7 protein-coding genes are annotated in these 11714 nt (G+C 43.9%); all 7 read left to right on the plus strand.

What is annotated here, in order from left to right:
* The first annotated feature begins 1 nt into the window (after position 1).
* Positions 2-607 carry a class I SAM-dependent methyltransferase gene (locus SC79_RS18755; protein ID WP_039076385.1) on the plus strand — a complete coding sequence of 202 codons (606 nt, stop codon included), beginning with the start codon at positions 2-4 and terminating at the stop codon, positions 605-607.
* Positions 608-852: 245 nt separating this feature from the next.
* Positions 853-4434 carry a DNA-directed RNA polymerase subunit beta gene (rpoB, locus tag SC79_RS18760; protein WP_039076386.1) on the plus strand — a complete coding sequence of 1194 codons (3582 nt, stop codon included), beginning with the start codon at positions 853-855 and terminating at the stop codon, positions 4432-4434.
* A gap of 61 nt (positions 4435-4495) precedes the next feature.
* A complete protein-coding gene (gene rpoC / locus SC79_RS18765; RefSeq protein WP_039076387.1) occupies positions 4496-8095 on the plus strand; it encodes a DNA-directed RNA polymerase subunit beta' in 3600 nt (1199 codons plus the stop codon).
* A 176-nt stretch (positions 8096-8271) separates the two neighbouring features.
* Positions 8272-8520: a 50S ribosomal protein L7ae-like protein gene (locus SC79_RS18770; RefSeq protein ID WP_039076388.1), complete on the plus strand. Its 249-nt coding sequence runs from the start codon at positions 8272-8274 to the stop codon at positions 8518-8520.
* Between the two features lie 113 nt (positions 8521-8633).
* Positions 8634-9050, plus strand: a complete 417-nt coding sequence (rpsL, locus tag SC79_RS18775) for a 30S ribosomal protein S12 (protein ID WP_003156445.1) — start codon at positions 8634-8636, stop codon at positions 9048-9050.
* Positions 9051-9091: 41 nt separating this feature from the next.
* Positions 9092-9562, plus strand: a complete 471-nt coding sequence (gene rpsG, locus SC79_RS18780; protein ID WP_003156447.1) for a 30S ribosomal protein S7 — start codon at positions 9092-9094, stop codon at positions 9560-9562.
* Between the two features lie 51 nt (positions 9563-9613).
* Positions 9614-11692, plus strand: coding sequence for an elongation factor G (gene fusA / locus SC79_RS18785; RefSeq protein WP_039076389.1), 2079 nt, complete (start codon positions 9614-9616; stop codon positions 11690-11692).
* Positions 11693-11714: the final 22 nt, after the last annotated feature.

The following is an 11714-nucleotide window of genomic DNA, read 5'->3' on the forward strand; positions in this document are numbered from 1 at the left end:
AATGAGTGAGCACTATTATTCAGATAAACCTTCAGTGAAAAGCAACAAGCAAACCTGGTCTTTTAGGCTTCGTGATAAAGATTTCATGTTTACCAGCGATAGCGGGGTTTTTTCTAAAAAGGAAGTTGATTTCGGTTCCCGTCTGCTGATTGATTCTTTTGAAGAGCCTGAAGTTGAGGGCGGCATTCTGGATGTTGGCTGTGGATATGGCCCGATTGGTTTATCACTAGCCAACGCCTTTAAAGACCGGACCATCCACATGATTGACGTTAATGAGAGAGCCGTAGAGTTATCAAATGAAAATGCGGAACAAAATGGAATAACAAACGTTAAGATTTATCAGAGTGATTTGTTTTCGAACGTTGATTCTGCTGAAACATTTGCTTCTATTCTTACAAATCCCCCAATCCGAGCCGGAAAAAAAGTTGTCCATGCTATCTTTGAGAAAAGCGCTGAACACTTAAAAACTTCAGGTGAGTTGTGGATCGTCATACAGAAAAAACAAGGCGCGCCTTCTGCCATTGAAAAGCTCGAGGAACTGTTCGGTGAAGTTTCTGTCGTTCAAAAAAAGAAAGGCTATTATATCATAAAAGCAAAAAAAGTTTGACTCGGTATTTTAGCTATGTTAATATTATAAAATGCCAATGTATATATTTTGCTTGATATGATCTATTGTCAATATCTATGTATAAATTATACAAGTATGGAAATGCTAATAAAATCGGTATTTGTTTTTGGATGTGGTTTTCTTAATTAGAAACCCTTTTTTCTTTTGTCTTGTAAAAGTATTTTCTTTCTTTGGAAGAAATGCTTATTACACATATAATACGCATGATTTGAGGGGTGAATCAGTTGACAGGTCAACTAGTTCAGTATGGACGACACCGCCAGCGCAGAAGCTATGCTCGCATTAGCGAAGTGTTAGAATTACCAAATCTCATTGAAATTCAAACCTCTTCTTATCAGTGGTTTCTTGATGAGGGTCTTAGAGAGATGTTTCAAGACATATCGCCAATTGAGGATTTCACTGGTAACCTCTCTCTTGAGTTCATTGATTATAGTTTAGGCGATCCTAAATATCCTGTAGAGGAATCAAAAGAACGTGATGTGACTTACTCAGCTCCGCTAAGAGTGAAGGTTCGTTTAATTAACAAAGAAACTGGAGAGGTAAAAGACCAAGATGTCTTCATGGGTGATTTCCCGATTATGACAGATACAGGTACTTTTATCATTAATGGTGCGGAACGCGTAATCGTTTCTCAGCTTGTTCGGTCTCCAAGTGTATATTTCAGTGGTAAAGTAGACAAAAACGGTAAAAAAGGTTTTACCGCAACTGTCATTCCAAACCGTGGCGCATGGTTAGAATACGAAACTGATGCGAAAGATGTTGTTTATGTCCGCATTGATCGCACACGTAAGTTGCCGGTTACGGTTCTTTTGCGTGCTCTCGGCTTCGGTTCCGATCAAGAGATTCTTGATCTCGTAGGAGAAAATGAATACCTGCGAAATACGCTTGATAAAGATAACACAGAAAATAGCGACAAAGCGTTGCTTGAAATTTACGAACGTCTCCGTCCTGGAGAGCCGCCTACAGTAGAAAATGCGAAAAGCTTGCTTGATTCTCGTTTCTTTGATCCGAAACGATACGATCTTGCCAATGTAGGACGCTATAAAATTAATAAAAAACTTCATATCAAGAATCGCCTCTTTAATCAGAGACTTGCAGAAACGCTTGTTGATCCTGAAACAGGAGAAATCCTGGCTGAAAAAGGCCAGATCCTTGATAGAAGAACGCTTGATAAAGTACTGCCATACTTAGAAAACGGAATCGGTTTCAGAAAGCTGTATCCGAATGGCGGCGTTGTTGAAGATGAAGTAACTCTTCAATCGATTAAAATCTTTGCTCCGACTGATCAAGAAGGAGAACAGGTTATTAATGTAATCGGAAATGCTTACACCGAAGAAGAGATTAAAAACATTACGCCTGCTGATATTATTTCTTCTATCAGCTACTTCTTCAACCTGCTGCACGGGGTAGGCGACACAGATGATATCGATCATCTTGGAAACCGCCGTTTACGTTCTGTAGGTGAGCTTCTCCAGAACCAATTCCGTATCGGTTTAAGCCGTATGGAGCGTGTGGTTCGTGAGAGAATGTCAATTCAAGATACGAATACAATTACACCTCAGCAGCTGATCAATATTCGTCCTGTTATTGCGTCCATTAAAGAGTTCTTTGGAAGCTCTCAGCTTTCTCAATTCATGGACCAGACGAACCCGCTAGCTGAATTAACGCATAAGCGCCGTCTGTCAGCATTAGGACCGGGCGGATTGACACGTGAGCGTGCCGGAATGGAAGTGCGTGACGTTCACTACTCCCACTATGGCCGTATGTGTCCGATCGAAACGCCTGAGGGTCCGAACATCGGTTTGATCAACTCGCTTTCATCTTATGCAAAAGTAAACCGTTTTGGCTTTATCGAAACACCATATCGCCGTGTTGACCCTGAAACAGGGAAGGTAACGGGCAGAATCGATTACTTAACTGCTGATGAAGAGGATAACTATGTTGTCGCTCAAGCGAACGCTCGTCTTGATGACGATGGCTCATTTATTGATGACAGCATCGTAGCCCGTTTCCGAGGGGAAAACACCGTTGTTTCCAGAAACCGTGTGGACTACATGGATGTATCACCTAAACAGGTTGTTTCTGCTGCGACAGCATGTATCCCGTTCCTGGAAAACGATGACTCCAACCGTGCCCTAATGGGAGCGAACATGCAACGTCAGGCTGTGCCTTTGATGCAGCCGGAAGCGCCGTTCGTTGGAACTGGTATGGAATACGTATCAGGTAAAGACTCTGGTGCCGCTGTTATTTGTAAACACCCTGGTATCGTTGAACGCGTAGAAGCGAAAAACGTTTGGGTTCGCCGTTATGAAGAAGTAGACGGTCAAAAGGTAAAAGGAAACCTGGATAAATACAGCATGCTGAAATTTGTCCGCTCCAACCAAGGTACGTGCTACAACCAGCGCCCGATCGTAAGTGTCGGCGATGAAGTGGTAAAAGGAGAAATCCTTGCTGACGGTCCTTCTATGGAGCTTGGTGAACTTGCGCTTGGCCGTAACGTAATGGTCGGCTTCATGACTTGGGATGGTTACAACTATGAGGATGCCATTATCATGAGTGAACGCCTTGTGAAGGATGATGTTTATACATCTATTCACATTGAAGAATATGAATCAGAAGCACGCGATACGAAACTTGGACCTGAAGAAATCACTCGCGATATTCCAAACGTCGGTGAAGATGCGCTTCGCAATCTTGATGACCGCGGAATCATTCGTATTGGGGCAGAAGTGAAAGACGGAGATCTTCTTGTTGGTAAAGTAACGCCTAAAGGTGTAACAGAACTGACTGCTGAAGAACGCCTGCTTCACGCCATCTTTGGTGAAAAGGCCCGCGAGGTTCGTGATACTTCTCTTCGTGTGCCTCACGGCGGCGGCGGAATTATCCACGACGTTAAAGTCTTCAACCGTGAAGACGGAGATGAACTTCCTCCAGGCGTTAACCAATTGGTACGTGTGTATATCGTTCAGAAACGTAAGATTTCTGAAGGGGATAAAATGGCCGGTCGTCACGGTAACAAAGGTGTTATCTCTAAGATTCTTCCTGAAGAGGATATGCCTTACCTTCCTGACGGCACACCAATTGATATCATGCTTAACCCGCTGGGCGTACCATCACGTATGAACATCGGGCAGGTACTGGAGCTTCACATGGGTATGGCCGCTCGTTATCTCGGCATCCACATTGCGTCACCGGTATTTGACGGTGCGCGTGAAGAGGATGTTTGGGAAACACTTGAAGAAGCTGGTATGTCTCGCGACGCCAAAACCGTTCTTTACGATGGGCGTAGCGGAGAGCCGTTTGATAACCGTGTGTCTGTCGGTATCATGTACATGATTAAACTGGCCCACATGGTTGACGATAAACTTCATGCGCGTTCTACAGGTCCTTACTCACTTGTTACGCAGCAGCCTCTCGGCGGTAAAGCGCAATTTGGCGGACAGCGTTTTGGTGAGATGGAGGTTTGGGCACTTGAAGCTTACGGTGCGGCTTACACTCTTCAAGAGATTCTGACTGTTAAGTCTGATGACGTGGTCGGACGTGTGAAAACATACGAAGCCATCGTTAAAGGCGACAACGTTCCTGAACCAGGTGTTCCGGAATCATTCAAAGTATTAATCAAAGAACTTCAAAGCTTAGGTATGGATGTGAAAATCCTTTCCGGTGATGAAGAAGAAATAGAAATGAGAGATTTAGAAGACGAAGAAGATGCGAAACAAGCTGACGGCCTGGCATTATCAGGTGATGAAGAGCCGGAGGAAACAGCATCAGCAGACGTTGAACGAGATGTAGTAACAAAAGAATAATCTCTAGTTATAAAGGCAAGTGACATCGGTTAATCCGAAGATAAAAAGGGAGGTAGGCCCCTTGCTAGATGTGAACAATTTTGAGTATATGAACATCGGTCTTGCTTCACCGGATAAAATCCGTTCATGGTCTTTTGGTGAAGTGAAAAAGCCTGAAACGATAAACTATCGTACGTTAAAACCTGAAAAGGACGGTCTATTCTGCGAACGCATTTTCGGACCGACTAAAGACTGGGAATGTCATTGCGGGAAGTACAAGCGAGTTCGTTATAAAGGCGTAGTTTGTGACCGCTGCGGAGTCGAAGTAACACGGGCTAAAGTCCGTCGTGAGAGAATGGGGCACATTGAACTGGCTGCCCCAGTTTCCCACATTTGGTATTTCAAAGGTATTCCAAGCCGTATGGGTCTTGTGCTGGATATGTCACCTCGTGCTTTAGAAGAAGTCATTTACTTTGCTTCTTACGTTGTAACTGACCCGGCAAACACACCGCTTGAAAAGAAACAGCTTCTGTCTGAGAAAGAATACCGCGCTTATCTCGATAAATACGGTAATAAATTCCAAGCATCTATGGGTGCAGAAGCGATTCATAAACTTCTTCAAGATATTGATCTTGTAAAAGAAGTAGATATGTTAAAAGAAGAGCTGAAAACATCACAAGGACAACGCCGTACTCGTGCGATCAAGCGCCTTGAAGTTTTAGAAGCCTTCCGTAACTCAGGTAACAAGCCTTCTTGGATGATCCTTGATGTGCTTCCTGTTATTCCTCCTGAGCTTAGACCGATGGTTCAGCTTGATGGCGGACGTTTTGCGACTTCTGATTTGAACGATCTTTATCGTCGTGTCATCAACCGTAACAATCGTTTGAAACGTCTTTTGGACCTTGGCGCGCCTAGCATTATTGTTCAAAATGAGAAGCGTATGCTTCAAGAGGCTGTCGATGCCTTAATTGACAACGGCCGCCGCGGACGTCCTGTGACAGGTCCTGGTAACAGGCCGTTAAAATCTCTTTCCCACATGCTGAAAGGGAAGCAAGGCCGTTTCCGTCAAAACCTTCTTGGTAAACGTGTCGATTACTCCGGACGTTCTGTAATCGTTGTTGGTCCTCATTTGAAAATGTACCAATGCGGATTACCGAAGGAAATGGCGCTTGAACTTTTCAAACCTTTCGTTATGAAAGAGCTTGTTGAAAAAGGTCTTGCCCACAACATTAAGAGTGCGAAACGCAAAATTGAGCGCGTACAGCCTGAGGTATGGGATGTACTAGAATCAGTTATCAAGGAGCACCCGGTACTTCTGAACCGTGCCCCTACGCTTCACAGATTAGGTATCCAAGCGTTTGAACCAACACTTGTTGAAGGACGCGCGATCCGTCTTCATCCGCTCGTATGTACAGCTTATAACGCTGACTTTGACGGTGACCAAATGGCGGTTCACGTACCATTATCTGCAGAAGCTCAAGCTGAAGCACGCATCTTGATGCTTGCCGCTCAAAACATCTTGAACCCTAAAGATGGTAAACCGGTTGTAACACCGTCTCAGGATATGGTACTGGGTAACTATTACCTGACACTTGAACGTGCCGGTGCTGTCGGTGAAGGTATGGTTTTCAAGAATACAGACGAGGCGCTGCTCGCTTATCAAAATGGATATGTCCACCTTCATACGAGAGTAGCTGTCGCAGCCAACTCCCTTAAGAATGTGACATTTACAGAAGAACAGCGCTCAAAATTGTTAATTACAACTGTCGGTAAGCTTGTCTTCAATGAAATTCTTCCGGAATCATTCCCTTACATGAATGAACCGACGAAGAGCAACATTGAAGAAAAAACACCTGACCGTTTCTTCTTAGAAAAAGGTGCCGATGTTAAAGCTGCTATTGCAGAGCAGCCAATCAATGCACCGTTTAAAAAAGGTATTCTGGGTAAAATCATCGCGGAAATCTTTAAACGATTCCATATCACGGAAACGTCTAAAATGCTTGACCGCATGAAAAACCTAGGCTTTAGATACTCTACAAAAGCTGGTATTACAGTTGGGGTTTCTGACATCGTCGTTCTCGATGATAAGCAAGAAATTCTTGAAGAAGCACAAGGCAAAGTTGATAACGTCTTGAAGCAATTCCGACGTGGTCTAATCACTGAAGAAGAACGCTATGAGAGAGTTATTTCTATCTGGAGTGCTGCGAAAGACGTTATCCAGGGCAAACTGATGCAATCACTGGATGAGCTTAACCCGATCTACATGATGAGTGACTCTGGTGCCCGTGGTAACGCGTCTAACTTTACACAGCTTGCCGGAATGCGCGGTCTGATGGCCAACCCGGCTGGACGTATCATTGAGTTACCGATCAAATCAAGTTTCCGTGAAGGTCTGACGGTATTGGAGTACTTTATCTCCACTCACGGTGCGCGTAAAGGTCTTGCCGATACGGCACTTAAAACCGCTGACTCAGGTTACCTTACACGTCGTCTCGTTGACGTTGCACAGGATGTTATCATCCGTGAAACTGATTGTGGAACTGACCGAGGCATACTCGCTCAGCCTCTTAAAGAAGGAACTGAAACAATTGAGCGCTTAGAAGAACGCTTAATCGGCCGTTTTGCACGAAAACAAGTAAAGCACCCTGAAACAGGTGAAGTACTTATCAATGAAAACGAACTGATTGATGAAGATAAAGCACTAGAGATTGTAGAAGCCGGCATTGAAGAAGTGTGGATCCGTTCTGCCTTCACATGCAATACGCCTCATGGTGTATGTAAAAGATGCTATGGCCGAAATCTTGCAACTGGCTCTGATGTTGAAGTCGGCGAGGCTGTCGGTATCATTGCTGCCCAATCAATCGGTGAGCCTGGTACACAGTTAACAATGCGTACATTCCATACAGGCGGGGTTGCCGGAGACGATATCACACAGGGTCTTCCGCGTATCCAAGAGCTTTTCGAAGCGCGTAATCCGAAAGGTCAGGCAACAATTACAGAAATCGACGGTACAGTCGTTGAGATCAATGAAGTTCGTGATAAGCAACAGGAAATTGTGGTTCAAGGCGCAGTGGAAACACGTTCATATACGGCACCTTATAACTCCCGCTTGAAAGTAGCGGAAGGAGACAAAATTACTCGAGGCCAAGTGCTGACAGAGGGTTCAATCGATCCGAAAGAGCTTCTGAAAGTGACTGACCTGACGACTGTTCAAGAGTATCTTCTCCATGAGGTTCAAAAGGTTTACCGTATGCAGGGTGTTGAAATCGGTGATAAACACGTAGAAGTTATGGTTCGCCAGATGCTTCGCAAAGTCCGCGTGATTGACGCCGGTGACACTGATGTGCTTCCAGGTACATTGCTTGATATTCACCAATTTACTGAAGCGAACAAAAAGGTACTGCTTGAAGGCAATCGTCCTGCTACAGGCCGTCCTGTCTTACTCGGTATTACAAAAGCTTCTCTTGAAACTGATTCATTCTTATCTGCTGCCTCCTTCCAGGAAACAACACGTGTTCTTACAGATGCAGCGATCAAAGGTAAGCGTGATGAGCTTCTCGGCTTGAAAGAGAATGTGATCATCGGTAAGCTTGTTCCGGCTGGTACTGGCATGATGAAATACCGTAAAGTAAAACCAGTTTCAAATGTTCAGCCGACTGATGACATGGTTCCGGTTGAATAACTGATTTAAGCTGCTGAAAGACTGCCAAAACAGTCTTTCAGCAGATATATTTAATAAAATAATACGCTATGAGAAGAACGAAACTAAAAATGTCATACCATGTTGACAATCGTCTCCTAGAATGATAATATAACCAAGGTGCTCGAAATAAACCTGTTACTTTGGAGGATATGTTCATGTCTTATGATAAAGTATCACAGGCCAAATCAATTATTATTGGTACGAAGCAAACAGTGAAAGCTCTAAAACGAGGTTCAGTAAAGGAAGTAGTCGTTGCAAAAGATGCAGATCCAGTGCTCACGACAAGTGTTGTTTCACTTGCGGAAGATCAAGGTATCTCTGTCTTAATGGTTGAATCCATGAAAAAGCTCGGCAAAGCCTGCGGAATTGAAGTAGGAGCAGCCGCTGTTGCCATTATTTTATAGCGTACTTTTGTTTTTGCGTAAGATTTCATCTTGTGTAAAGACATTGTTTTTTGCCTTTTAATGAACCACCTGGGTATGTGGGTTATAAAACGTAATGAAGGGAGGAAAAAATAATGCCTACAATTAATCAGCTAATTCGCAAAGGACGCGTGAGTAAAGTAGAAAACTCAAAGTCTCCTGCACTTAACAAAGGATACAACAGCTTTAAAAAAGAGCACACTAACGTATCTTCTCCACAAAAACGCGGGGTATGTACTCGTGTTGGTACAATGACACCGAAAAAACCGAACTCAGCACTTCGTAAATATGCTCGTGTTCGTTTGACTAACGGAATCGAGGTTACGGCTTACATTCCTGGTATCGGTCACAACCTGCAAGAGCACAGCGTTGTACTCATCCGCGGCGGACGTGTAAAAGATTTACCAGGGGTACGTTACCACATCGTTCGTGGTGCGCTTGACACTGCTGGAGTAGAAAACCGTGCGCAAGGCCGTTCTAAATACGGAACTAAACGCCCTAAAGCAAAATAATAAACATAAAAACGTAAAATTAATGAAGGGAGGATATTCAGATGCCACGTAAAGGTCCTGTAGCAAAAAGAGATGTTTTACCTGATCCGCTTTATAATTCTAAGCTTGTATCTCGTTTAATCAACAAAATGATGATCGATGGTAAAAAAGGTAAGTCTCAAACAATCCTATACAAGTCATTCGATATCATTAAAGAACGTACTGGCAATGATGCAATGGAGGTTTTCGAACAAGCATTGAAAAACATCATGCCTGTACTTGAAGTTAAAGCACGCCGTGTTGGTGGTGCAAACTACCAAGTTCCTGTAGAAGTTCGTCCTGAACGTCGTACTACTCTCGGACTTCGCTGGTTAGTAAACTATGCTCGTCTTCGTGGAGAAAAAACGATGGAAGAGCGTTTGGCTAACGAAATCCTTGACGCAGCTAACAATACCGGTGCTGCTGTTAAGAAACGCGAAGATACTCATAAGATGGCTGAAGCAAACAAAGCATTTGCTCACTATCGCTGGTAGGATTTATATACTAAAAACACAATTTCCCAATAAGGAAGGAGAAATTACCCAATGGCAAGAGAGTTCTCCTTAGATAAAACTCGTAATATCGGGATCATGGCTCACATTGATGCCGGTAAAACGACTACTACAGAACGTATCTTGTTCTACACAGGCCGTATCCACAAAATTGGCGAAACTCATGAAGGAGCTTCCCAAATGGACTGGATGGAGCAGGAACAAGAACGCGGTATCACAATCACATCCGCTGCGACAACTGCACAGTGGAAAGGATACCGCGTAAACATCATCGACACTCCAGGACACGTAGACTTCACAGTTGAAGTTGAACGTTCTCTTCGTGTACTTGATGGTGCGGTTGCCGTGCTTGATGCACAATCAGGCGTTGAGCCTCAAACAGAAACAGTATGGCGCCAAGCAACAACTTACGGAGTACCGCGTGTCGTATTTGTCAACAAAATGGACAAAATCGGCGCAGACTTCCTTTACTCTGTAGGCACTTTAAGAGACCGTCTTCAAGCTAATGCCCATGCAATCCAATTGCCAATCGGTGCTGAAGACAACTTCGAAGGCATCATCGACCTTGTAGAAAACGTTGCGTATTTCTACGAAGATGATCTTGGAACTCGTTCTGATGCGAAAGAAATCCCTGAAGAGTACAAAGAACAAGCTGAAGAGCATCGCAACAGCTTAATTGAAGCTGTTGCTGAGCTTGATGAAGAGCTTATGGAAAAGTACCTCGAAGGTGAAGAAATCACAATCGACGAGCTGAAAGCTGCAATCCGTAAAGGTACTTTGAATGTTGAATTCTACCCAGTACTTGTCGGTTCTGCTTTCAAAAACAAAGGTGTTCAGCTTGTACTTGATGCAGTTCTTGACTACCTTCCTGCACCAACTGATGTTGCTGCAATCAAAGGTGTACGTCCGGATACGGATGAAGAGATTGTTCGTCATTCTTCTGATGAAGAGCCATTCTCTGCACTTGCATTTAAAGTAATGACTGACCCATATGTTGGTAAACTGACGTTCTTCCGTGTGTACTCTGGAACGCTCGATTCCGGTTCATACGTGAAAAACTCAACAAAAGGCAAGCGTGAGCGTGTCGGACGTATCCTGCAAATGCATGCCAACAGCCGTGAAGAGATCGCTACTGTTTACGCAGGAGATATTGCAGCTGCTGTAGGTCTAAAAGATACATCTACTGGAGATACTCTATGTGACGAAAAGGATCTTGTAATCCTTGAATCAATGGAATTCCCAGAGCCGGTTATCGATGTTGCGATTGAGCCTAAATCAAAAGCTGACCAAGATAAAATGGGTATCGCTTTAGCGAAACTTGCTGAAGAAGATCCTACATTCCGTACTCAAACAAATCCGGAAACTGGTCAGACGATCATCTCTGGTATGGGTGAACTTCACCTTGATATCATTGTTGACCGTATGAAGCGTGAATTCAAAGTAGAAGCTAACGTAGGTGCTCCTCAAGTTGCGTACCGTGAAACATTCCGTTCAGGTGCAAAAGTTGAAGGTAAATTCGTACGTCAATCTGGTGGACGCGGTCAGTTCGGACACGTTTGGATTGAATTCGAACCTAACGAAGAAGGCGCTGGATTTGAATTCGAAAACGCAATCGTCGGTGGTGTTGTTCCTCGTGAATACATCCCAGCCGTACAAGCAGGTCTTGAAGACTCTCTTGAAAATGGTGTCTTAGCAGGTTTCCCTCTAATTGACATCAAGGCAAAACTTTTCGATGGTTCTTACCATGATGTTGACTCAAACGAAATGGCGTTTAAAGTCGCTGCTTCAATGGCATTGAAAAATGCAGTCAGCAAATGTAACCCTGTTCTTCTTGAACCAATTATGAAAGTTGAAGTTGTTATTCCTGAAGAATACATGGGAGACATCATGGGTGATGTTACTTCTCGTCGCGGACGCGTAGAAGGTATGGAAGCTCGCGGTAACGCACAAGTTGTTCGCGCGATGGTTCCTCTTGCTGAAATGTTCGGTTACGCTACTGCACTTCGTTCTAATACGCAAGGTCGCGGTACGTTCACTATGTTCATGGATCACTACGAAGAAGTGCCGAAGAGCATTGCTGAAGAAATTATCAAAAAAAATAAAGGCGAATAATTGATTTTGCCTCTTAACTCAA

Origin of the sequence: Bacillus sp. MSP13 (genome assembly GCF_000815295.1) — a bacterium.
GTDB lineage: Bacteria > Bacillota > Bacilli > Bacillales > Bacillaceae > Bacillus > Bacillus vallismortis.